This window comes from Clavibacter michiganensis subsp. tessellarius (assembly GCF_021922985.1).
GTDB lineage: Bacteria > Actinomycetota > Actinomycetes > Actinomycetales > Microbacteriaceae > Clavibacter > Clavibacter tessellarius.
Window position 1 is genome coordinate 69,697 of sequence record NZ_CP040788.1, and the last position, 22,646, is coordinate 92,342.

The 22,646-nt window shown below is 72.4% G+C and carries 19 protein-coding genes and 1 tRNA gene; 16 read left to right on the forward strand and 4 right to left on the reverse strand.

Annotated features, from left to right (window positions below):
* Positions 1 to 4: 4 nt before the first annotated feature.
* The 12 genes from recR (at position 5) to FGG90_RS00350 (ending at position 13,805) form a co-directional block, all read left to right on the forward strand.
* The gene (recR, locus tag FGG90_RS00295) at positions 5 to 604 is read left to right on the forward strand and encodes a recombination mediator RecR (RefSeq protein WP_012297640.1); all 600 of its coding nucleotides are present in this window, start codon (positions 5 to 7) and stop codon (positions 602 to 604) included.
* 97 nt (positions 605 to 701) lie between these two features.
* The gene (locus FGG90_RS00300; protein ID WP_086517980.1) at positions 702 to 1,967 is read left to right on the forward strand and encodes an aspartate kinase; all 1,266 of its coding nucleotides are present in this window, start codon (positions 702 to 704) and stop codon (positions 1,965 to 1,967) included.
* Positions 1,968 to 2,015: 48 nt separating this feature from the next.
* On the forward strand, positions 2,016 to 3,110 hold the full coding sequence (locus tag FGG90_RS00305) for an aspartate-semialdehyde dehydrogenase (protein WP_094126148.1): 1,095 nt from the start codon (positions 2,016 to 2,018) through the stop codon (positions 3,108 to 3,110).
* Positions 3,111 to 3,197: 87 nt separating this feature from the next.
* Positions 3,198 to 4,676, forward strand: coding sequence for a malate:quinone oxidoreductase (locus FGG90_RS00310; protein ID WP_094126147.1), 1,479 nt, complete (start codon positions 3,198 to 3,200; stop codon positions 4,674 to 4,676).
* Positions 4,677 to 4,758: 82 nt separating this feature from the next.
* Positions 4,759 to 5,955 carry an Rv2578c family radical SAM protein gene (locus FGG90_RS00315; RefSeq protein WP_094126146.1) on the forward strand — a complete coding sequence of 399 codons (1,197 nt, stop codon included), beginning with the start codon at positions 4,759 to 4,761 and terminating at the stop codon, positions 5,953 to 5,955.
* Positions 5,956 to 6,027: 72 nt separating this feature from the next.
* Positions 6,028 to 6,708 (forward strand): helix-turn-helix transcriptional regulator, encoded by a 681-nt coding sequence (locus FGG90_RS00320; protein ID WP_094126145.1) that lies wholly within the window; start codon positions 6,028 to 6,030, stop codon positions 6,706 to 6,708.
* Entirely contained in the window at positions 6,709 to 7,383 is a 675-nt protein-coding gene (locus tag FGG90_RS00325) for a thymidine kinase (RefSeq protein ID WP_094126144.1), read from the forward strand.
* Positions 7,384 to 7,748: 365 nt separating this feature from the next.
* Complete coding sequence (locus FGG90_RS00330; protein ID WP_094126143.1) at positions 7,749 to 9,143, forward strand: tyrosine-protein kinase domain-containing protein; 1,395 nt, start codon at positions 7,749 to 7,751, stop codon at positions 9,141 to 9,143.
* Between the two features lie 327 nt (positions 9,144 to 9,470).
* Entirely contained in the window at positions 9,471 to 10,475 is a 1,005-nt protein-coding gene (locus FGG90_RS00335) for a hypothetical protein (RefSeq protein WP_237583473.1), read from the forward strand.
* On the forward strand, positions 10,472 to 12,286 hold the full coding sequence (locus FGG90_RS00340) for a DUF4012 domain-containing protein (protein ID WP_237583474.1): 1,815 nt from the start codon (positions 10,472 to 10,474) through the stop codon (positions 12,284 to 12,286). The genes FGG90_RS00335 and FGG90_RS00340 overlap by 4 nt, the downstream gene beginning before the upstream one ends.
* A gap of 88 nt (positions 12,287 to 12,374) precedes the next feature.
* Positions 12,375 to 12,965, forward strand: a complete 591-nt coding sequence (locus tag FGG90_RS00345) for a sortase (RefSeq protein ID WP_094126141.1) — start codon at positions 12,375 to 12,377, stop codon at positions 12,963 to 12,965.
* Between the two features lie 300 nt (positions 12,966 to 13,265).
* Positions 13,266 to 13,805 carry a sortase gene (locus tag FGG90_RS00350; protein ID WP_094126140.1) on the forward strand — a complete coding sequence of 180 codons (540 nt, stop codon included), beginning with the start codon at positions 13,266 to 13,268 and terminating at the stop codon, positions 13,803 to 13,805.
* Between the two features lie 39 nt (positions 13,806 to 13,844).
* Here the strand turns inward: FGG90_RS00350 and FGG90_RS00355 are convergent, their stop codons facing one another.
* Positions 13,845 to 14,366 carry a VanZ family protein gene (locus tag FGG90_RS00355; RefSeq protein WP_094126139.1) on the reverse strand — a complete coding sequence of 174 codons (522 nt, stop codon included), beginning with the start codon at positions 14,364 to 14,366 and terminating at the stop codon, positions 13,845 to 13,847.
* Positions 14,367 to 14,535: 169 nt separating this feature from the next.
* Here FGG90_RS00355 and FGG90_RS00360 point away from each other — a divergent pair, with 169 nt between their 5' ends.
* On the forward strand, positions 14,536 to 16,776 hold the full coding sequence (locus tag FGG90_RS00360; RefSeq protein WP_094126138.1) for a transglycosylase domain-containing protein: 2,241 nt from the start codon (positions 14,536 to 14,538) through the stop codon (positions 16,774 to 16,776).
* A 145-nt stretch (positions 16,777 to 16,921) separates the two neighbouring features.
* Entirely contained in the window at positions 16,922 to 18,127 is a 1,206-nt protein-coding gene (locus FGG90_RS00365) for an acyltransferase family protein (RefSeq protein WP_094126137.1), read from the forward strand.
* A gap of 116 nt (positions 18,128 to 18,243) precedes the next feature.
* Here FGG90_RS00365 and FGG90_RS00370 read toward each other — a convergent pair.
* The 3 genes from FGG90_RS00370 to FGG90_RS00380 form a co-directional block, all read right to left on the reverse strand.
* A tRNA-Pro gene (locus FGG90_RS00370) sits at positions 18,244 to 18,317 on the reverse strand.
* Positions 18,318 to 18,380: 63 nt separating this feature from the next.
* The gene (locus FGG90_RS00375; protein WP_094126136.1) at positions 18,381 to 19,325 is read right to left on the reverse strand and encodes a metallophosphoesterase; all 945 of its coding nucleotides are present in this window, start codon (positions 19,323 to 19,325) and stop codon (positions 18,381 to 18,383) included.
* The gene (locus FGG90_RS00380; protein WP_094126135.1) at positions 19,325 to 21,868 is read right to left on the reverse strand and encodes a transglycosylase domain-containing protein; all 2,544 of its coding nucleotides are present in this window, start codon (positions 21,866 to 21,868) and stop codon (positions 19,325 to 19,327) included. The genes FGG90_RS00375 and FGG90_RS00380 overlap by 1 nt, the downstream gene beginning before the upstream one ends.
* 105 nt (positions 21,869 to 21,973) lie before the next feature.
* Between FGG90_RS00380 and FGG90_RS00385 the strand changes: the two genes are divergently transcribed.
* Together FGG90_RS00385 and FGG90_RS00390 are read left to right on the forward strand one after the other, a co-directional pair.
* The gene (locus FGG90_RS00385) at positions 21,974 to 22,156 is read left to right on the forward strand and encodes a DUF4177 domain-containing protein (RefSeq protein ID WP_063072027.1); all 183 of its coding nucleotides are present in this window, start codon (positions 21,974 to 21,976) and stop codon (positions 22,154 to 22,156) included.
* On the forward strand, positions 22,156 to 22,620 hold the full coding sequence (locus tag FGG90_RS00390; RefSeq protein WP_094126134.1) for a RidA family protein: 465 nt from the start codon (positions 22,156 to 22,158) through the stop codon (positions 22,618 to 22,620). The genes FGG90_RS00385 and FGG90_RS00390 overlap by 1 nt, the downstream gene beginning before the upstream one ends.
* Positions 22,621 to 22,646 lie beyond the last annotated feature (26 nt).

Sequence of the window (22,646 nt, forward strand, 5' to 3'; positions counted from 1 at the left end):
CCGCATGTACGAGGGAATCGTCCAGGAGCTGATCGACGAGCTCGGCCGCCTGCCGGGCATCGGCCCGAAGTCCGCCCAGCGCATCGCGTTCCACATCCTCCAGACCGAGACGTTCGACGTCTCGCGCCTCGCCGAGGTGCTCACCGTCGTCCGCGACAAGGTCCGCTTCTGCGCCATCTGCGGCAACGTGAGCGAGGAGGAGACCTGCGGCATCTGCCGCGATCCCCGCCGCAGCCCCGCCACCATCTGCGTCGTCGAGGAGGCCAAGGACGTCGTCGCCATCGAGCGCACGCGCGAGTTCCGCGGGCTCTACCATGTCCTCGGCGGGGCCATCAGCCCCATCGACGGCATCGGACCGGACGACCTCCGCATCCGCCAGCTCATGCAGCGCCTCGCCGACGCCACGGTCACCGAGGTCATCATCGCCACGGATCCGAACCTGGAGGGCGAGGCGACCGCCACCTACCTCTCGCGGCTGCTCTCCACCTTCGACATCCGCGTCACGCGCCTCGCCTCCGGCCTCCCCGTCGGCGGCGACCTCGAGTACGCCGACGAGGTCACCCTCGGCCGCGCCTTCGAGGGCCGGCGCCTCGTTGGGGAGTGACCGCGCGCCCCTGCGTCATGCGGCGGATCCGCGGATGCCGCCCCCATATGATCGTGATCCGGGCCGCCCGCGCCCACCCGAACCCCAGGAGTCGCCCGTGAGCCTCATCGTGCAGAAGTTCGGCGGATCGTCGGTCGCCGATGCCGAGAGCATCAAGCGCGTCGCGAAGCGCATCGTCGCCGCGAGGAAGGCCGGCAACGACGTGGTCGTCGCCGTCTCCGCGATGGGCGACTCTACGGACGAGCTGCTCGACCTGGCGCACGAGGTCACGCCCATCCCCGCGCCGCGGGAGCTCGACATGCTCCTCACCGCGGGCGAGCGCATCTCCATGGCGCTGCTCGCCATGGCCATCAAGAGCATGGGCTACGACGCCCGCTCCTTCACGGGCAGCCAGGCGGGCATGATCACCGACGCCCAGCACGGAGCGGCCCGCATCGTCGACGTCACGCCGGGCCGCGTCCGCGACGCGCTCGGCGAGGGCGCCATCGCCATCGTCGCCGGCTTCCAGGGCTTCAACCGCGGCACGGGCGACATCACCACCCTCGGCCGCGGCGGATCCGACACCACGGCGGTCGCGCTCGCCGCGGCCCTCGGCGCCGACGTGTGCGAGATCTACACCGACGTCGACGGCATCTTCACGGCCGACCCGCGCGTGGTGCCGCTCGCCCGCAAGATCGACCGCATCACGAGCGAGGAGATGCTCGAGCTCGCGGCGTCCGGCGCGAAGGTCCTCTACATCCGCGCCGTCGAGTACGCCCGCCGGCACGGCGTCCTGCTGCACGTCCGCTCCTCGTTCACGCACAACGAGGGCACCATCGTCTACAACCCCACGGATGGAGAGAATGTGGAAGAGCCCGTCATCGTCGGCGTCGCCGCCGACCTCAGCGAGGCCAAGGTCACGGTGGTCGGCGTCCCCGACGTGCCGGGCAAGGCCGCGCAGATCTTCACCATCGTCGCCAAGACCGGCGCCAACATCGACATGATCGTGCAGAACGTGTCGGCCGCCGCCACGAGCCTCACGGACATCTCGTTCACGCTCCCGAAGTCCGACGCGCAGCGCGTGCTCACCGTGCTCGCGGCCGAGCAGTCCGCGGTCGGCTTCACCGGCCTCCAGCACGACGACCAGATCGGCAAGCTCGCGCTCGTCGGCGCCGGCATGCGCACCAACGCCGGCGTCTCCGCGCAGCTCTTCACGGCGCTGTCCGACGCGGGCATCAACATCGAGATGATCTCCACCAGCGAGATCCGCATCTCCGTCGTCACGCGCGCCGACACCATCGACGAGGCCGTCCGCGTGGTCCACCACGCCTTCGGGCTCGACGCGGACGACGTCGCCGTCGTCCACGCCGGCACCGGCCGCTGAACCGCTGAGCCCGACCCGCACGCCCGCGCACCGCAGGAGGAGACACCCGTGACCGACACCGCCCCCGCCGCATCCGCCGCCCCGGCTGCCGAGACCGCCGGCCTCCGCGTCGGCGTCGTCGGCGCGACCGGCCAGGTCGGCGCCGTGATGCGCCGCCTGCTCGAGGAGCGCGCGTTCCCCATCGCGGAGATCCGGTTCTTCGCCTCCGCGCGCTCGGCCGGCACCACGCTCCCGTTCGCGGGCCGCGACGTCGTCGTGGAGGACGCGGCGACAGCCGATCCCACGGGCCTCGACATCGCGCTGTTCTCCGCGGGCGCCACCACGTCGCGGGCGCAGGCGCCGCGCTTCGCGGAGGCGGGCGTGCTCGTCATCGACAACTCCAGCGCCTGGCGCATGGACTCGGACGTCCCCCTCGTCGTCTCCGAGGTCAATCCCGAGGCCATCGCGGACGCGCGTCGCGGCATCATCGCGAACCCGAACTGCACCACCATGGCCGCGATGCCCGTCCTCAAGGTCCTGCACGAGGAGGCCGGCCTCACCCGCCTCGTCGTGAGCACCTACCAGGCCGTCTCCGGATCCGGCCTCGTCGGCGCCGAGGAGCTCGCGGGCCAGGCCGAGGCCGCGGTCGCGGCCGGCCCGGACGCGCTCCGCCGCCTCGTGCACGACGGCCGCGCCGTGGAGCTCCCCGCGCCCGCGGTCTACCAGCGCCCCATCGCGTTCGACGTGATCCCGCTCGCCGGCAGCATCGTCGACGACGGCCTGTTCGAGACCGACGAGGAGAAGAAGCTCCGCAACGAGAGCCGCAAGATCCTCGGACTGCCGGAGCTCCTCGTGAGCGGCACGTGCGTACGCGTCCCCGTCTTCACCGGCCACTCGCTGTCGGTGAACGCGGAGTTCGCGTCGCCGATCAGCGTCGCGCGCGCCACGGAGCTCCTCGCGACGGCGCCGGGCGTCGAGCTCTCCGACATCCCCACGCCGCTCCAGGCGGCGGGCACGGACCCGAGCTACGTCGGCCGGATCCGCGCCGACGAGGGCGCGCCCGACGGCCGCGGCCTCGCCCTCTTCATCAGCAACGACAACCTCCGGAAGGGCGCGGCCCTCAACGCCGTGCAGATCGCCGAGGTCGTCGCCGCCCGCCGCTGACCCCTCCCCAGCTGCGCGCGGAAGGGTGCCCGTACCACCCGGCGGCCCTCCGGAGGGCCGCCGGAGGGCGGGCGTACACTGATCGGCGTGAGTGAATCAGCGGAACCGGTAGACGTCGTCCTCGTCGGCGGCGGGATCATGAGCGCGACGCTCGGCACCCTCATCAAGCAGCTCGAACCCGACTGGACCATCCAGATCTTCGAGCGCCTCGGTGAGGTCGCCATGGAGTCGAGCAACCCGTGGAACAACGCGGGCACCGGCCACGCGGCGCTCTGCGAGCTGAACTACACGCCGGAGAAGGACGGGAAGATCGAGATCGGGTCCGCGACCCGCATCAACGAGCAGTTCCAGCTCTCCCGCCAGTTCTGGGCCCACCTGGTCACCGCGGGCGCCGTCCCGGAGCCCAAGGAGTTCATCAACCCCACCCCGCACATGACGTTCGTGCGCGGCAAGGAGAACGCGGAGTTCCTGCGCCGCCGGTTCGACGCCATGCGCGCGCACCCGCTCTTCGAGGCCATGGAGTACTCCGAGGACCCCGCGGTCATCCACTCCTGGGCCCCGCTCCTCGTGCTCCAGCGCGACAAGGACGAGGTCATCGCGGCCACGCGCTTCGAGGGCGGCACCGACGTCGACTTCGGCGCCCTCACCAACAAGCTCGTCGACTACCTCACGGAGCACGGCGCGGCCCTGCACCTCAACCACGAGGTCCGCAGCCTGTCGCAGAACCCGGACGGCACCTGGCACCTCCGCATCCGCAACGACGTCGGCCGCTCGACCGTCCAGGTGGACGCGAGGTTCGTGTTCATCGGCGCGGGCGGCGGCGCGCTGCCCCTCCTGCAGAAGTCGGGCATCCCCGAGATCAAGGGCTTCGGCGGATTCCCCATCAGCGGCGAGTGGTTCCGCACCGATGACCCGGAGATCGTCGCCAAGCACCGCGCGAAGGTCTACGGCAAGGCCGCCATCGGCTCCCCGCCCATGTCCGTGCCGCACCTCGACACGCGCGTGGTGGGAGGCGAGACCTCCCTCCTCTTCGGGCCCTACGCCGGCTTCAGCCCGCGCTTCCTCAAGAAGGGGTCCCTGCTCGACCTGTTCGCGTCGATCCGCCCGCACAACATCGTCCCGATGCTCGCCGTCGCCAAGGACAACCTGGGCCTCATCAAGTACCTCGTCAGCCAGCTCCTCGCCTCGAAGGAGACGAAGTTCGACGCGCTCCGCGAGTTCATGCCCACGGCCGACCGGAAGGACTGGTACCCGGTCACGGCCGGCCAGCGGGTCCAGGTCATGAAGAAGGACGCGAAGAAGGGCGGCGTCCTGCAGTTCGGCACCGAGGTCGTCGCGGCGGCCGACGGGAGCATCGCGGGCCTCCTCGGCGCCTCGCCGGGCGCCTCCACGGCCGTCCCGATCATGCTCGACGTGCTCGAGCGCTGCTTCCCGGAGCGCATCGACGGCTGGCGCAAGCCGCTGAAGCGCATGATCCCGAACTACGGAACCCTCGTCGCGTCCGACCCGAAGAAGACGCCGAAGATCATCGCGGAGACCGCCGAGGTCCTCGAGCTCCAGCACTGACGGGCGGGGCGGTCGCGCACGGTGCGGCCGCCCTCCTCGGCATCCGCTCGCGCTCCGTTCGAAAGTGTGTTCGAATGTCCGCATGAGGTGGAGCGCGCAGAAGCTGTCGGATGCGAGCGCGGACGCGCTGCCGGGGCTCGTCCGGTTGAGCAACCTGGTGCAGAGCGTCCGCACCCCGGAGTTCCAGGGCGTGACGTTCCACGAGGTGCTCGCGAAGTCGGCCCTCAACCGCGTGCCGGGGGAGTCGAAGGTCATGCCGTACGGGTGGACCATCAACCCGTACCGCGGCTGCACGCACGCCTGCGTCTACTGCTTCGCCCGGCCGACGCACGCGTACCTCGACCTCGACGGCGGCCGCGACTTCGACGACCAGATCGTCGTCAAGGTCAACGTCGCCGAGGTCCTCGCCCGGGAGCTCGCGAAGCCCACGTGGACGCACGACGCGGTCGCGCTCGGCACCAACACCGACCCGTACCAGCGCGCCGAGGGCCGCTACGCGCTCATGCCGGGCATCATCGCGGCGCTGGCCTCGTCGGGCACGCCGCTCTCGATCCTCACCAAGGGCACGCTCCTCCGGCGCGACCTGCCGCTGCTCGCCGAAGCGTCCGCGACCGTCCCCGTCGACCTCGCGATGAGCATCGCCGTGCTGGACGACGACCTGCAGCAGTCCGTCGAGCCGGGCACGCCCACGACCGCCGCGCGCCTCGCGACCGTCACCGCGATCCGCGAGGCCGGCCTCGACTGCACGGTCTTCATGATGCCGATCCTGCCGATGCTCACCGACTCGGTGGAGCACCTCGACCACGCGCTCAGCCGCATCCGCGAGGCCGGCGGCACGCGCGTCCTCTACTCCGCGCTGTACCTCAAGCCCGGCGTGAAGGAGTGGTACCTCGAGTGGCTCGAGCGGGAGCGGCCGGAGCTGGTGGGCCGCTACCTCGACCTGTACGCGCGCGGCGCGTACGCCCCGCAGGCCTACCGCTCGTGGCTCACGGCGCGCATGGCCCCGCTCGTCCGCCGGCACGGGCTGGGCGGCGGCCGGGTGGATCCCCGCACGGGTGGCGTGCTGTCCCGGGCCGACGTGCCCGGCATCGAGGGTCAGGTCGCGCGGCCCGCCGCACCGCGACCGGGCTGGAGCCAGGAGGGCGCGGACAGCCGGGCCACCACCTCCCGGGGGCGCGGCAGCTGGGCGGCGGGGCCCACGCGGTCGTCGGCGCCGGGACCCCTGGTCGCCGCCGCGCTGCCCGCCGGGCCCGCGAGCACGCAGGCCACCCTGTTCTGAGCCGGGGCGACGGCGGTGTCCGCGGAGGGTCCGCGCCCTCGGCGGACCCGGCGCGCTGGCTACAGTTCTCCCATGACCACCCTGCGGCTCCCGGGGGCGGGCACGACGTCGGCCGCCGGGCGCGGGGTCGCGCAGCCCGTCCGCGTCGCCGTGCTCATGGGCCACGAGTCGGCGCTCGACGAGGTCTGCTCGATCCTCCAGAGCCGCGCACCCGAGGTCGACGTGGTCGTCGGCACCACGGGCTGGCTCCAGCTCGTCCGGTCGCCGCGCTTCCCGACCGAGGTCGTCGTGCTCGACTACGACCTCGCCGACGCGGTCAGCGTCGAGGGGCGCGTGCGGTCCTGCCGGGCGGCCGGGGCGAGCGTCGTGGTGCTCTCCCGATCCGGGAGCCCGGAGGTCCGTCGCCGGGTGCTCGGCTCGGGTGCCTCCGCCCTCCTCGCCGGTCCCGTCCCCGCGCGTGACATCGTCGTGGCGGTGCGCTCCGCGGTCGCGGCGGCCCGGGCGGCCGCGCACGACCCGGATCCGGCTCCCGCGTTCCCGAGCCCCCGGCTCAGCCAGGGCGAGGAGCAGGCGCTCCGCCTCTACGTCACGGGCCGCTCGACCGTCGACGTGGCGGCGCAGATGAACGTGCAGTACGAGACGGCCAAGACCTACCTCCGGCGGGTGCGCGCCAAGTACCGGCTGGTGGGTCGCGCGGCGGGGCGCCGGGCCGACCTGATCGAACGGGCCGCCGAGGACGGCTACCTTCGGTAGATGGCCAAGCTCTACTTCCGATTCGGCGCGATGAACAGCGGCAAGAGCACCTCGATGCTGCAGGCCGCGTACAACTACGAGGAGCGCGGGCAGCACGTCCTGCTCACGAAGCCCGTCATCGACACCAAGGGCGACCGCGACATCGTGTCCCGCCTCGGGGTCCGCCGCCCGGTCGACTTCCTGCTCGAGCCGGACGCGGACGTCTGGCAGGAGTTCGGGATCCACCGCGACCGCGTGCTGCAGGAGCTCGGCGGCCCCACGGCCTGCCTCCTCGTCGACGAGGCCCAGTTCCTCCGCGAGTCGCAGGTCGACGACCTGCTGCGCATCGCGATCCTGCAGGACGTGCCCGTGATCGCCTACGGCATCCGCACCGACTTCCAGACCGTCGCGTTCCCGGGCAGCCGTCGGCTCCTGGAGATCGCGCACAGCCTGGAGGAGATGAAGACCATCTGCCGGTGCGGCCGCAAGGCGGTCTTCAACGCCCGCCAGGTCGGGGAGCGCTTCATCTTCGCCGGCGACCAGGTCGCCATCGACGGCGCGGACGTCACCTACATGTCGCTGTGCGGCGCGTGCTACCTGGCCGAGAGCGGGGGAGCGCTGTCGAGCGGACGCCCGGTCGAGGCCGCGCCCGCCGCCTTCGGCTACGCGGCGGGGCCGGACGCCGACTTCGCCTGAGCGGTCGCCGCGCCGGTCGTCGGGAGCGCCTCCGCGGGTCAGTCCCGCAGGTACCGCAGCCCGCATGCGGTGAGCACGCCGGTGATGAGCAGGGTGGCCAACGGGACCAGGGCAGCGCAGACGTCGGGCATCGGGATCCGGACCTTCTCTTCGGGTGAGCGTTCGGTCGAGCGAGGTGCGGGTGGGTGGCCCGGTCCCTCGCGCCCACGCTAGCCCCCGCCCGCCGGGGCGGCCCCGCCCCAGAAGGTGGGGCGCGATCCGGTGGACGACATCCGGCCGCTCGGAGGTCGGGCGGGAGTGCCCGGCTGTGGGAGCATGGGCGGAGGTGCCATCGGGGGGCACCGCACCGACGAGGGGGAGCGCCTGTGGAACTGCGTGAATACATCCGGATCCTGCGACGTTCGTGGATCCTCATCCTGCTCGCGCTGCTGCTCGGGGTCGGGGCCGCTGCCGGCTACTCGCTCGTGCAGACGCCGGAGTACCGGGCCTCCGCGAAGGTGTTCGTGTCGACGCAGTCGGCGGGCACCGTGTCGGACCTGAGCCAGGGCAACTCGTTCACGCAGCAGGCGGTCAAGAGCTACGCCGACGTCGTGTCCACGCCCGTCGTGCTGGAGCCGGTCATCGCCCAGCTCGGCCTCGACGAGACCGCGGAGTCGCTGGCGCCGCGCGTGTCCGCCTCCGCCGCCGCCGACACCGTCATCATCGAGATCGCGGCGCAGGACGAGCAGGCCGAGACGGCCGCCGTCATCGCGAACGCCGTCGCGAAGAGCTTCTCCGACGTCGTCGCGCAGCTCGTCCCGGAGGACACCGGCGGTCAGCCGCAGGTGAAGATCACGACGCTGCAGGAGGCGCGGATCCCCGCGTCACCCGTGTCGCCGCGCGTGCCGCTGAACCTCGCGCTCGGCGCGCTGGTGGGCCTCGCGCTCGGCATCGCCGTCTCCGTGCTCCGCTCCACGCTCGACACGCGCATCCGCGGCGAGCGGGACCTGCGGCTGGTCACGGACGCGCCCGTCCTCGGTGGGATCGCGTTCGACCCGAAGGCGAAGGACCGCCCGCTCATCGTGCAGTCGGACCCGCGGAGCCCCCGCGCCGAGTCCTTCCGCAGCCTCCGCACCAACCTGCAGTTCCTCGACTTCGGCGGCCGGGCGCGCAGCTTCGTCATCACGAGCGCGGTCGAGTCGGAGGGCAAGTCCACCACCACCGCCAACCTGGCGATCGCCCTCAGCGACGCAGGTGCCCGCGTCGCCGTGATCGACGCCGACCTCCGCCGCCCGAAGCTCGCGTCGTACCTCGGGCTCGAGGGCGCCGTCGGCCTCACCGACGTGCTGATCGGGCGCGCGAAGCTCACGGACGTGCTGCAGCCCTGGGGCAACCGCAACATGTTCGTCCTGCCCGCGGGGCAGATCCCGCCGAACCCGAGCGAGCTGCTCGGATCGCGCACCATGGTCACGCTGCTCAAGGACCTCGAGGCGGAGTTCGACACCGTCCTCATCGACGCGCCGCCGCTGCTGCCCGTCACCGACAGCGCCGTGCTCTCCAAGAGCGCCGGCGGGGCGATCCTCGTCGTCTCCTCCGGACGCGCGCACCGCGGCCAGGTGCACGCCGCCATCGAGTCGCTCAACAGCGTCGGCGCGGAGGTCCTCGGCGTCGTCCTCACGATGCTGCCCACCAAGGGCCCGGACGCGTACGGCTACGGCCAGTACGGCTACTCGTACGTCCGCCCCGAGGGTGCGGACGGCACCTCGCCCGCCCCCGCATGACCCGCCGGCCGTCCGCCTCCGGGCGCGACGGCCGGACCCGTGTCATCGGGGGCCGCCCGGCTGTGGCCTGTACGATCCGGATGACACCACCGCTCCGCCCCGCATCTCCCGATGCGCGGATCCCGAGCCCGAGCGCCCCACCGGGTCCGGGTCACGGGTCCCCGCCCGGGCGCGACCGGGAGCCGGCTTCCCCCGAGGCCGGATCCGACGGCCGCTCGATGCCCGCCACACCGGGAGACACCATGTCGGCTCAGGCCGAGGCGCCGACGCGCCGCCCAGGAGGACGTCCCTCCGCCCTCCGCGCCCGTCGAGCCGCGGGAGCCGCACGTGGCTAGGCCGCCCGCCGACGGCCGGAAGCCGATGGCCGTCACCGGACGCCCGGCGCGCCGTCGCGCCTCCCTGTCGCGCGTCATCCCGGGCGTCGGGGTCACCGCCGTGGTCGCCTTCCTCGTCATCGACCTGATCCTGGTCTCCGCCGCCGTCACCCGCACCGGCGGCGGCACGGGGGGCCCGGCGCCGAGCCCGGACGCGGCCGCCTCCGCCTCCGCCTCCGCCTCCGCCGATCCCGCACCGGCGACCGCCGCTCCCACGCCCGAGCCCACCGCCGCCCCGGCGCCGTCCGTCGCCGCGCCGACGGTGTTCCTCGCCGCGGGGAACGCCGACGTCGCCTGGCGCACCACCGCCGGGTCCTGCACGGGCGAGGCCGCGCGCATCCAGACCACCATCGACCGGGGTCGCACCTGGGACACGCGCACGACCGACTCGTTCGACGCCCGCCGCGTGCTGGCGCTCTCGGTCGCGAGCCCGGACGTCGGCAGCATCGTCGCCGACGTCACGGCCGCGTGCTCCCGCACCGCACTGCAGAGCTTCACGGGCGGCGAGTTCTGGCGCGACTCCCCGGCGCTCGCGAGCACCACGGCGTACGTCGACCCCGCGGACCCGGGCACCGTCCACCTCGTGCAGGGCCAGCGGGACGCGCCGTGCGACGACGCCGTCCAGGCGGTCGACAGCGGCCAGGCGGCCGCGGTCCTCTGCGGATCCGGCGCCGTCCACGTGCGCTCCGGCGGCGGCGACTTCCGACGCGTCGACGCGCCCGGCGTCCTCGCGCTCGCGCTCGGCCCGGACGGCATCCTCACCGCCGGGACCGCGGAGTCCTGCCGCGGCACGAGCGTCGGACGCATCGTCCCCTCGACGGGCGCGGTCAGCGTCCTGGGCTGCGCGTCCGCCGTCCCCACGAGCGGCGCGGTCGCGCTCTCCGCCGCGGGCCGCGACGTGTGGCTCCTGACGGGCGACGCCGTGAGCGTCTCCACCGACGGCGGGGCCAGCTGGTGAGCTCCTCCACGATCCGCTCCCGCCGCGTCCGCCGCTCCCGACGTCCGTGGACGCGCCGACGGATCCTCGCCGCGGTCGCCGCGGGCCTCGCCCTGCTCGTCGTCCTCTGGATCGCGTGGATCGCCGCGCGCGCCCTCCTCGCCCGTGGCGAACTCGAGCAGGCCGTCCCGCTCGCGTCCTCCGTGCAGCGCGACCTCCTCGCGGGCGATCCCGCGGGTGCCGCCTCCGGCGTCGACAAGCTTCGCGAGCACTCCGCGCGCGCCGTCTCCCTCACCTCCGACCCCGTCTGGGCCGTGACGGAGCTCGTCCCGGGCGTGGGCCCGAACCTGCGCGCCTTCCGCTCCGTGGCCGGCGTCGTCGACCGCATCGGCGGCGACGCCCTCCAGCCCGTGGTGGGGATCGCCGGGACCCTCGACCTCGACAGCCTCACGCCGAAGGACGGGCGCATCGACCTCGATCCGATCATCGCGGCGCAGGAGCCGGTGCGGCAGGCGGACGACGCGCTCGACGCCGCGCTGCAGGACGTGACGGACATCGACACCGGATCGACCCTCGCCCCGGTCACCGACGCCGTGACCCGCCTGCGCCAGACGGTGTCGTCCGCGGCCGAGACGCTCGCCATCGTGCGCCACGTCGCCGACCTCGCGCCGGCCATGCTGGGCGCGGACGGCGACCGCTCCTACCTCCTCATGTTCCAGAACAACGCCGAGGTGCGTTCCACGGGCGGCATCCCCGGGGCGCTCGCGCTCGTGAAGACCGGCGACGGCGCCTTCTCGCTCGGCACGCAGGACTCCGCCCGCGCCTTCCCGCGCCTCGCCGAGCCCGCGCTCCCGCTCGACCCGCAGACGGCGGGCCTCTACGGGACGATCACGGGTCGCTACATGCAGGACGTCACGCTCACGCCGGACTTCCCCCAGGCCGCTCCGCTCGCGGCCGAGATGTGGCGCCTCAAGCACCGCGAGCCGGTGGACGGCGTCATCAGCATCGACCCGGTGGCCCTGTCGTACCTGCTCGAGGCCACCGGGCCCATCACGCTCCCGACCGGGGACGTGCTGAAGTCGGATGACGCCGTCAGCCTCCTGCTCCACGACGTCTACCTCCGCTACCCGAACCCCGACGTGCAGGACGCGGTCTTCGCGAGCGTGGCCGAGACGGTCTTCTCGAAGGTCTCCTCCGGCGACGTGAAGCCGGCGGCCCTCGTCTCCGCGCTCACCCGCGCGGCCGAGGAGCGGCGGATCCTCATCTGGAACGCGCGCGCGGACGAGCAGGCGACGCTGGACGGCACCACGCTGCAGGGCTCGCTGCCGGTGGACAACAGCGAGTCGACGGTCTTCGGCGTGTTCCTCAACGACTCGACCGGCGCCAAGATGGACTACTTCCTGAAGCTCGGGACGACGCTGGGCATGTCGATGTGCCGCGACGACGGTCGCCCGAACTACCGCACGGAGGTCACGCTCACCTCGACCGCCCCGGCGGACGCGGCGTCGCTGCCCTACGTCGTCACGGGCGGCGGCCAGTACGGCGTCGCCCCGGGCGACGTCAAGACCCGCGTGGCCGTCTACGGTCCTCCGGGCACGGTCCCGCTGAGCGTGCGCATCGACGACCAGGAGGCGCCCTTCCAGCCCGAGGTCGTCGGCGGTCGGGCCGTCGCCCAGGTCGAGGTGACTCTGAAGCCGGGCCAGGAGGTCCGCATTTCGGTGGACACGCTGGGGGACAAAAAGACCGACACGCCGCTGTCGATCGTGACCACGCCGGTGATCGATGCCACGGATACGCAATTCCGCTCGCTGTCCTGTGACGGATCCCGGTAGTGTCCTCAGTGGGGGATTGACCGACGGCGGACCCGAGTCCGACGAGTGCCCCCTTGCACCACGCAATCTCACCCAGGGGGAACCACACATGCTCAAGAAGATCCTCGCCGGCGCGGCCATCGCGCTCGCCGCGACGTTCACCGTCTCCACCGCCGCCAACGCGGACCCGTACACGCCCGAGGGCGGCGTGACCGTCAGCGACCCGACCGTCGCTCCCGGCCAGAGCACCGTGCTCACGTTCGCGGACGGCTCGTTCGCCGCGAACAGCGCGGTCACCGTCACCATCACCGGCGAGGACGCGGCCAACGCCACGCTCGCCTCCTTCCGCACGGCCCCCATGGCCGTCACCTCGAACTCCATCACCAAGAACGCGACCAACGCCGGCGGCCTCCGCGTCACCGTCACGCTGCCCGCCGGCACCGCCACGGGCTCCTACGCGCTCGTCGGCACGGACGCCCAGGGCAACACCGTCTCCACGTCGATCTCGGTCGTCGCGGCCGCCGGCACCGGCACCTCCAACGGCACCGGCTCCGGTTCCGCAACGGACGCCTCGGGCCTGCCCGTCACCGGCGGCCAGCTCCCCGTCGTCCTCATCTGGACCGGCGGCGGCCTGCTGCTCCTCGGCGCCGCGCTCGTGGTCGTGCTGACCACGGTCCGTCGCCAGCGCGGAACGGTCTGATCCACACCACGACCCGCGTCGCCTGACTCCCCGGAGCGGTGCGACGGAAGGCCCCGAGGCATCGCCTCGGGGCCTTCCGCCATGTCCGGGCGGCGCACCCCCAGTCCGGGGCCCATCGCTCCGGACGGGGCCGCCATCGCGGACGGACCCGGCTAGCATCTCGATCGTGGGTTTACCCGACCCGCTGTCCGCCCCATGGCGCCGACCCGAAATCGCGCGCCGCGGACACCACCGCCCCGAGGCGATACCCGTCGTGCCCCGCACGTCCGCCTCGGGCGTACCCGTGAAGGCACACCCGAGATGCTCGCCAAGACCCTGGCGGGCGCGTTCGTCGCGCTCGTCATCACCGTTTCCGCACCCCTCGCCGCCCAGGCCGAGAACTACGTCCCCAAGGACTCGCTGCTCGCGTGCGACGGCATGTCCGTCACCCCCGCGGCCGTCGAGCCCGGCGGGTCGGTCACGATCACCGGCGCAGCCGGGTCGTTCACCGCGGGGGAGACCGTCGCCCTCCGTCTCGCCGGCGCAGCCGGGGCGCCCGCCGTCGCCGGGGATCCGGCGGCGACGGCCGTCGCCGCGGCGGACGGCTCCGTCTCCGGCACGCTGGTGGTCCCCGCCACCGCGTCCGGCACGTGGCGCGCCAACGAGGACGCCGCGTCCGGCTCGCACTGGTGCGGCCTCGTCTCGGTCGTCCCGGCCAGCGCGACGACCGCGGCGACGCGTTCGCTGCCCGTGACGGGCGGCACCGTCCCCACGGGACTCGCGATCACGGGCGGCGGGCTCCTCCTCGCCGGCGCCGCGGCCGCGGGCATCGCCGCGACGCGTCGCCGTCGCGCCTCCTGAGGCCCGACCCCATCCGACCGCCGACGCGGGCGGCCCCGCTCACGACCGGGGCCGCCCGCGTCGTCGCGTCCGCGCCCCGATGGCCGAGGCGAGGGCCACGCCGATGACGGCGCCGGTGCCGTTCGCGGCCACGTCCGTGAGGGAGGCCACCCGCGCCGGCAGGAACGCCCCCTGGGCGAGCTCGACGCAGGCCGACAGCGCGACGGCCGCGAGGGCGACCGCCCACCACCGCCGGATCCCGAACGCGAGCACGCCGAGCATCCCCAGCGGCACGAACAGCGCCACGTTCGCCCCCTCCTCGATCATCGAGTACCGGAAGCCCGGGACGCCGTGTCGCTGGACGAAGCCCACGCCGCGCATGAGGAGCGGGTAGACGCCGCGGTCGACGCTGTCGGGCGTCAGCGTCACGAGCGCGACGAGGCCCACGTACATCGCGAGCAGCCCGCCCGCCTGGCGGTGCCGACGGCGGGTCCGTCGCCGGTCCCGCTCCGCGCCCCACGGCGATCGCGCCCTGTCGGGATCCGCCGGGCGGCGTGGGGGAGCGGGGGTGACGGGATCCATGTGGGCGGCAGACTAGCAACGCCCCCTGCGCCGGGAGCGGCCGTCGCATGCACCCTCCGCGCCGCCGTCGGGACGGATCGTGCGTGCACTCATCACATTTCGGCCACGGGGAGCTGAGACCCTCCCTGAGGCGGATGTCCCGCCTCCGAGCGCGGGTTAGATTCGTACCATGAGGAAAACTGACCTGACCATCTCGACCCGGTTGGGCGCGTTCCTCGGACTCGTCGGCATGAGCACGATCGCCGGCGTCCTCGTCGCCGCCATGGTGACCCCCGCCATCGCCGTCTCCGGCATCGCGGCCAACAGCACCATCGGCGTGTTCGAGGACATCCCGGACAACCTGCAGATCGACAACCTCGCGCAGAAGACGGTCCTGTTCGCCAAGCAGGGCGACCAGCAGGTCCCCTTCGCGGAGTTCTTCTCGCAGGACCGCGAGGAGGTCCCGTGGGAGGCCGTCTCGCAGTACGCGAAGGACGCCGCCATCGCGACCGAGGACCCCCGCTACTACGAGCACGGCGGCGTCGACGTGCTGTCGGCCGCCCGTGCGCTCGCGCAGAACGTCCTGAACGACGAGGTCCAGTCCGGCGCCTCGACGATCACCATGCAGTACGTCCGCAACGTCCTGGTCCAGAAGGCCCAGAACATGGTCGACTCCTCGGACGAGGCGACGCAGGCCGAGGGCCGCAAGGCCTTCACCGAGGCCACGCAGCCCGACATGCCCCGCAAGCTCAAGGAGATGCGGATGGCGATCGGGGTGGAGAAGAAGTACTCGAAGAACGAGATCCTCCTCGCGTACCTCAACATCGCGAACTTCGGCAGCCGCGTGTACGGCATCGAGTCGGCCGCCCGCTACTACTTCAACGTCTCTGCCGCCGACCTCACGCTCGAGCAGGCCGCGAGCCTCATCGCGACCGTCAACGCGCCGGAGATCTACAAGATCGACAACCCGGAGAACCTCGACCGCAACAAGGCGCGGCGCGACCTGCTCCTGCGCAACATGCTCAAGGAGCAGAAGATCACGCAGGAGCAGTTCGACACGGCCGAGGCTGCGCCGATCACGCCGACGATCACGCCCTCCACGAGCGGCTGCATCCAGGCGAACCCGATCTCGGCCGCGTACTTCTGCGACTACGTGAAGAACGAGATCCTCACCAACCCCGAGTTCGGCGCGACGCCGGCCGAGCGCGACGCGGTGCTCAAGCGCGGCGGCATGCAGGTCTACACGACGCTCGACCTCGACATCCAGGGCAACGCGGCGGAGCAGATGCGCAAGCAGGTGCCCACCACGGCGCGCTTCACGAAGATCGGCGGATCCGTCGTCTCCCGCGAGGTGAAGACCGGCCGCATCATCGCGATGGCGCAGAACACGGACTACGGCGTCGCGGCCGACCAGCCGGGCGTCACCGAGATCAACTACGCGGCCGATAAGGCGCACGGCGGCTCCGCCGGCTTCCAGGTCGGATCGACGTACAAGATCTTCACGCTCGTCGACTGGCTGAAGAGCGGGAAGTCGATCTACCAGACGGTGAACGCGTCCAAGACCACCTGGTCGGCCAGCGAGTTCACCCGCTGCGGCGACAACCTCGCCGGATCGCCGGACTACAAGGTCACCAACGACACGAACACCGGCGCGACGTCGAACCAGAACGTCCTCGCCGCCACGGTCGCCTCGGTGAACTCGGCGTTCGTCGCCATGGCGAGCCAGCTGGACCTCTGCGACATCAGCAAGACGGCGACGGAGATGGGCGCGTACAACGCGGACAAGCGCGACCTGTCGAGCTTCCCCTCCGACGTCGTCGGCTCGGGCGGCAACACCGTCGCCCCGCTCCAGATGGCCACCGCCTTCTCGTCCGTCGCAAATCAGGGCACCATGTGCCCGCCCATCGCGATCGACAAGGTCGTCCTCCCGGACGAGACCGAGCTGGTCACGCCGAAGAGCGAGTGCGCCCAGGCCATGAGCCCCGAGGTCGCCAACACGGCGGCGTTCACGCTCAAGGCCGTCATGGGCGGCACCGGCGCGGCGTCGAACCCGCGGGACGGCACCGAGATCATGGGCAAGACCGGCACGACGGACCGCTCGAAGGACACGTGGTTCGTCGGATCCTCCACCGAGGTGACGACGGCCGTCTGGGTCGGCAACGTCGAGGGCTTCGCGTCCATGCGCCGGAACGTCCTCAACGGATCGGCGGCGGACAGCGCACGTCACCGGATCTTCAAGCCGCTGCAGACGTTCATCGACGACCGCTACCCGGCCGAGGGCTTCCCCTCGCCGAGCAGCGCGCTGACGAAGCGGCCCTACGTGGCGCCGAAGCCCCAGCCGACCCAGTCGGCGGCGCCGACGGCTCCCGAGGCGCCCGCCGCTCCGGCGCAACCCGCCCCGGCCCAGCCCGGCCCTGCGCCGGAGGGGTGAGCCCGCGCTCGATGGGGAGCGCGCGTCGACGGCCGTCGCCTCCGGGCGGCGGCCGTCGTGTCGTGTGCCGCCCGGCCGCGGACACCTCCGATCCGGCGGCTCGTAGACTGGACGACCGCCGATCCACCGACCCGGGAAGGCCCTCATGACCGGGACCCCGACGTCCGCGCCCGCACGCGTGCGCACGCTCCTGCCCGGCATCGAGGGGCTGCGCGGGGTCGCGGCCGTCGCCGTGCTCCTGTACCACGTGCAGCGCCAGCTGGCCCGGCCGACGACCGACGTGCCCCTCGTGGGGGAGGTCGCGTTCTTCAGCCACGGCGTGACGCTGTTCTTCGTGCTGAGCGGCTTCCTGCTGTTCCTGCCGTTCGCGCGGGCGCTCGTCGACGGCGGGAGGATGCCGCGGCTCTCCCGCTACGCCGCGAACCGCGCGCTCCGCGTGCTCCCCGGGTACGTCGTCGTCCTGCTGCTCGTGAGCCTGGTGCTGCGCGTCGCGATCCTGCCGCGCGAGACGCGTGACGCCGGCATCTCCGTCGGCACCCTGGGGCCCCTCGACACGGTCGTCAACGCGCTGCTCCTCCAGGGGTACTCGCCGCGCACGCTGCGCAGCGGCATCGAGGTCGCCTGGACGCTCGCCGTCGAGGTGTCGTTCTACGTCGTGCTGCCGATCGTCGCGCTGCTCGCGGCACGGCTGCTGCGCCGTCGGTCGACCTGGATCCGCGCCCTCGCGCCCGCCGTGGTCCTGCTGCTGGTCGGCGTGGCCGGCAAGGTCTGGTCGATGGTCGCGCAGGCCCCGCTCGGCCACCGCGGGCGCCTCGCGAGCGAGTGGGGCGTCACGTGGGAGGCCGTGGCGAACCGCAGCATCCTCGTGCACGCCGACCTCTTCGCCTACGGCATGGCGGCGGCCGTGGTCCTGCTCGCCCTGTCCGCGGACGAGGGCCTGCGCGACCGCGTCGCCCGCTGGCGCGTGCCGGCCGGGCTCGGCGCCGCGGCGCTCATCGTGGTCGCGTCCGAGGCGCCCGTGGGGGCGTTCGAGGAGAGCGTCGTGGCGGCCTCCTGCGCGACGCTGCTGCTCCTCGTGGCGTCGCCGCGAAGCGGGGGATCCCTCGGCCCCGTCACGCGCGTCCTCGAGCTCCGGTGGGTCGCGTGGCTCGGCACGATCTCCTTCAGCGTCTACCTCTGGCACCTGCCGGTGATCCGCTTCCTCCGTCGAGCCGGCCTCGTGCTGCCGGACACGCTCGCGGGCTTCGCCCTGAACACGCTCGTGGTGGGGGTGGTGACGCTCGCGCTCTCGGCGGCGACCTACTACGCGATCGAGCGGCCGGCGCTGCGGCTCAAGCCCGGCTCGCGCTAGCCGCGGCGGCGGAGCGGGCGGCGCCGCACGCGATCACGTCGCCGGCCGGACGACGAAGGGCCGCTCCCGGAGGAGCGGCCCTTCGTCGTGCTGTGCCTCCCGGAGGAGGCGGTGTGTCGGGGTAACAGGATTTGAACCTGCGACCTCTTCGTCCCGAACGAAGCGCGCTACCAAACTGCGCCACACCCCGATGGCCCGAGGGCCGGGATCTACGATACCCGATGTTCCGGGCTCCCGAGTACGCGGCGGGCGGTCAGACCGCCGTGAGCGTGAGCAGCGTCGCCTCGGGGAAGCAGGCGAAGCGCACGGGCGCGTAGATCGAGGTGCCGAGCCCAGCGCTCACGTGCAGGAACGACGCCCGGTCGGCGTGCGGCCAGACGCTGAGGCCCTTCACCTGACGGCGCGGGATGTCGCAGTTCGTGACGAGCGCGCCGTAGCCGGGCACGCAGACCTGGCCGCCGTGCGTGTGCCCCGCGAAGACCATCCGGGCGCCGTTCGTGACGAAGGAGTCGAGCACGCGGCGGTAGGGCGCGTGCGCGACGCCGATGGAGACCACCGGGGCGTCGGAGGCGCCCTGGTAGGCGTCGCCGTCCTCGCGCAGTTCCTCGAGGGCCCCGGGGATCGCCTCCAGGTGGTCGAAGTCGCGGTGCGGGTCGTCGACGCCGAAGAACTCGAGCAGGGTGCCGTTGACCTCGACCGCGCCCGCGGCGTTGTTGAGGTCGAGCCAGCCGAGCGACGCGTAGAGCCGCTCGAGGCGGGGGAGGTCGAGGTCCGCCGGGCGCTGCGTGGCGTGCGTGTTGGCGGTGAAGTACTTGAACGGGTTCTTCATCATCGGGCCGTAGTAGTCGTTCGAGCCGTGGACGAAGACGCCGGGGATCCCGCGGAAGGCCTCGAGCGTCTCCTCGACGGCGACGATGCCCTGCTCGTGCCCCGTGTTGTCGCCGGTGTCGACGACGAGGTCGGGCTGCAGGTCGGCGAGCTCGCGCACCCACCGCTGCTTCTTGTGCTGCCACGGCGCCATGTGCATGTCCGAGAGGTGCAGCACGCGGATGGGGTCGGCGCCGACCGGCAGGACCGGCACCGTCACCTCCCGCAGCGTGAAGCGGCGGCGCTCGTAGAACGACGCGTACGCGAAGACCGCGGCGCCGGCCGCGACGACGCCGCCGGCGGTGCGCGCGAGCGTCCCGAGGACGCTCATCAGGTGCGCCCGATGTAGAGCGTCACGGGACCGCCGCTCTGCTGGCCGGCCGCGGGATCCGTGCGGGTCGCCTTGCCGATCTGCGAGTTGTCCTGCACCTGCTCCTGGGCCATGGTCACGTTGAAGCCGGCGGACCGCAGGGTCTGGCGGGCGCTCGTCATGTCCTGCCCGCGCACGTCCGGGACGGTGCCCGGGATGCCCTGCTGCTGCTGGCTCTGGTCGGGCCCGCTGCTGGTGAACACCGTGACGGTGGATCCGCGCGCCGCGTTGGCGCCGGCGCCGGGGTCGGATCCGGCGACCTGGCCGGCGGGGACGCTCGAGGAGGCGCGCGCGCCGCCCTGCGCGAAGGACAGGCCCGCGCCCTCGATGGCGGACTGGGCGTCGGCGGGCGACATGCCTGCGACGTCCGGCACCTGCACCGTGGGGGTGCGGGTGAGGTCCGCTGCCGGGCCCGGGAACGCCCCGCCCTTGTAGATCCCGTTCACGGCCTGCATGAACGGCTTCCACACGGCGAAGCGCGCGGTGGACATGAGCTGGCCGCTCGGGAGCTTGGTCTTGCGCTGCTGGATCTGCTGACCCGAGGCGCTGCCGACCCAGATGGCCGTCGTGACCTCGGTGCTGGAACCGACGAACCAGGTGTCCTTGGCCCGGTCGGTGGTCCCCGTCTTGCCGATGAGCGGCGTGCCGTCGTTCGTGTCGCCCGCGGCTCCGGTGGCTCCCATGACCCCCGCGAGGGCGTACGCCGCGGTGTGGGCCACGTCCGGGCTCACGGTCTCCTGGCACTCGGCGGAGGGCGGCGTGACCTCGGTGTCGTCCGGCAGCACGACCTTGTCGATCATGATCGCCTTGCACGTGGTGCCGTTGTTGGCGACCGTGGCGTAGGCGGACGCCATCGTGAGCGGAGCGATGTTGTTGCCACCCGAGCCGATGATGTCCGACACGTAGTTCGAGAGCTGCTTCTTGGGATCGGCCTGGTGGATGCCGATGTCCTTCGCGGTCTGCGCGATGCCGCACATGTCGAGCTCCGAGGCCATGGCCATGAACGCCGTGTTGGTGGAGTTCGCCGTCCCGGACATGACCGTGCGGTTCGCTCCGGGCGCCGCGCCGTCGTTGGTGACGGTGAGCGGCGGCGAGCCCAGGGTGCCGCCCGTGCACGAGTCGCGGAAGTCCTTGCCCGCCCAGGTGCCCTTGGACGACTGGACGACCTCGTTGACCGAGTGGCCCTCCTTCAGCCACTCGAGGAGGGTGACGAGCTTGTACGTCGACCCCACCTGGAAGCCGCCGGATCCGCCGTAGTTCTGGTCGGTGTTGTAGTTGACGCTCGTGACGCCGCGCTGGTCGCCGTTGCCGTAGTCGGTGTTCTGCACCATCGCGATGACGCGACCGGTCTTGGCCTCGACGCTGGTCATCGCGGATCCCACGTTGATGCTGTTCATCGTGGTGGGGATCTGCTTGCGCATGTCGTCCGTGGCCTTGGCCTGCAGGTCGAGGTTGAGCGTCGTGTAGATCTTGTAGCCGTTGCGGTTGAGGTTGCGGCGGGCCTCGTCCGGGGTCGCGCCGAACTCCGTGGAGTTCTCCACGGTGTACTTCACGGCGTCGCAGAAGTAGGCGGCGCTGGCGGGCTGGGCGGCGTTGCAGCCGCTGACCGACGGCGTGATGGCCGGCGTGACGGGGGTGGCGATCGCCTCGTCGCGCTGCGCCTGCGTGATGCTGTGGTGCTTCAGCATGTTGTCGATGAGGATGTCGCGCCGCGCCTGGTTGGCCTTGATGTTCTCGGGCTTGTCGATGCGGAGGGCGGTCGGGTAGTTGACGGTGGCGACGAGGCTCGCGGCCTGGGCGACGGTGAGGTCCTTGGCGTCCACGCCGTAGTAGTACCTCGCGGCCGACTGGATCCCGTAGACGTTGCCGCCGTAGGTGGCGATGTTGAGGTAGCCGAGCAGGATGTCGTTCTTGGAGAACTTCTTCTCCAGCCCGATCGCGAGGCGCATCTCCTTGAGCTTCCGCGCGGTCGACTCCTGGGTCGCCTCCTGGTAGGCCTTCTTGCCGGCGTCGGCGTCCGTCTCGGCCAGCGCCTCCGCCTTCTGCACGAGCACGTTCTTCACGTACTGCATGGTGATGGTGCTCGCGCCCGACTCGACGCCGCCGCCGATGACGTTCTGGGCGAGCGCGCGGAACGTGGACTGCACGTCCACCCCGGCGTGCTCGTAGAAGCGGGGGTCCTCGGTGTCGACCGCGGCCGCCTTGGCGTTGTCGGACACCTCGTCCCAGCTGACCTCCTGGCGGTTCTGCGCGTAGAACTCGGCGAACTTCACCGGCTGGCCGCCCTGCGTCGCGTACAGCTCGGTCTTCTGCGCGAGGTTGTCGATCTGCAGGTAGTCCGGCAGGTCGTCGAAGATGCCGATGGTGTCGTTGGCCGCGAGGCTCGTGACGGCGATGGCCGGGGTGACCATCGCGGCGACCAGCACGCCGGCGACGACGCTCATGCCGAGGACGCCCGTGAGCGCGGCGGCGACGCGGCCGGGCGTGTTCTTGGAAGCAGACATAGACTCCAGAGTACGGGAAGGGTGTATGGGAACCCGTGAGACCTGTGCGCCGGCCGCCCGCGCCCGTCCCGTCATGCATCCAGACCCGACCGGCAAGGAGCCGAGATGACCGCAACGCCCGGGCAGTGGGAGTACCTCACCACGCCGCTGATGATCCACAACACCGCCGCCATCCTGAACACCTGGGGATCGCAGGGCTGGGAGCTCGTGCAGGTCGTCACCGGCCCCGAGGGCGGGCTCGTCGCGTACATGAAGCGCCCGGTCGCCGGCGCGGAGCACGGCGCCTGATGGGCGCCATCGCCGACCGGCTGGCCGAGCTCGGGATCGAGCTGCCCGCGGTCGCCGCGCCCGTCGCCGCCTACGTCCCCGCCGTCGTCCACGGCGGCCTCGTCTACACGAGCGGCCAGCTGCCGTTCGTCGACGGCGCGCTCGCCGCGACCGGCAAGGTCGGCGCCGGGGTGTCGCCGGAGGACGCGAAGGCGCACGCCCGCACCTGCGCGTTGAACGGCCTCGCGGCGGCGGCGGATGCGGCGGGCGGCCTCGACCGCATCGCGCGCGTCGTCAAGGTCACGGGCTTCGTCGCCTCCGCGGAGGGCTTCACCGGCCAGCCCGGCGTGATCAACGGCGCCAGCGAGGTGCTGGGGGAGATCCTCGGCGACGCGGGCATCCACGCGCGCTCCGCCGTGGGCGTCGCCGAGCTGCCGCTCGGAGCGCCCGTCGAGGTCGAGCTCGTGGTGGCGCTCGTCGAGTAGTCGCCGCCCGCCGCGGCCGGGACGTG